General features: G+C 62.4%; 1 protein-coding gene. It reads right to left on the bottom strand.

What is annotated here, in order from left to right:
- On the bottom strand, positions 1–786 hold a 786-nt coding region (locus VXD91_RS22465), incomplete at its 3' end, for an IS481 family transposase (RefSeq protein WP_346416472.1).
- Positions 787–876: the final 90 nt, after the last annotated feature.

Below are 876 nucleotides of genomic sequence, written 5' to 3'. Positions count from 1 at the left end.
TCGATAGGGCTTGGTGCGGCGGTGCACTATATCCCCGAGCGCATCACGGAAGGCGTGCGATCGATAGCAAGAGCCATTGTCGGTCAATACGTTTCGGACCGTGATCCCACATTGGTGGAACCAATTGTTGGCGCGGATCCAGAATGCGGCCGCGGTCTCTTTGCGTTCATCGGCGAGTATCTCGCTGTAGACCAATCGAGAGTGGCCGTCGATGGCTGTGTGCAGAAAGTGATAGCCGCGCAGCGGTTGTCGGGATTTGTTGAAGACGCCGCTGCTCTTGTCTTGGTTGGAGTTGTGGCCGCCTTTGGTGCGGCCAAGCATCCGCCAGCCGCCTCCGGCAGGGATTTTGCCGAGCTTCTTGACATCGACATGAACCAGATCGCCGGCCGCTGCAGACTCGATGCGGCGTACGACCCGGCCAGTAGGGCGGTCCAACCAACGCAGTCGGGCGATGCCGTAGCGGGTCAGCACCCGATGCACAGTCGAGGGGTGAATGCCCAGCAGGTAACCGATTTGGGCTGGGCCCCAGCGACGGGTCACCCGAACCTTGATGATCCGGCGTTCGGTCCGGGTCGGTGTCTGGTTGGGGCTGCGGTGGGGTCGAGAGCTGCGGTCAACCATGCCGGCCGGTCCCAGTTCGCGATATCGGCAGGCCCAACGCCGGGCGGTCGTGACGGCGACCTGGAACCGCTCAGCAGCCCGGCGTAGCGACCAGCCTTCATCGACCACACAACGGGCCAAGCGCAGACGACCGGTTTCTGACAGCGGGGCATTACGGTGGGACACGAAGACCTCCGAGAGAGTTGGTGCGTTCCTAGACAGCTCGCACTTCACTCGGAGGTCTTCTTCATGTCACCACGCCACGCCGTACCTAAC

The organism is Mycobacterium sp. SM3041 (assembly GCF_039668335.1).
GTDB lineage: Bacteria > Actinomycetota > Actinomycetes > Mycobacteriales > Mycobacteriaceae > Mycobacterium.
Note: the sequence above shows the minus strand (reverse complement) of the source record. Positions and strands in the feature narration are given on the sequence as shown.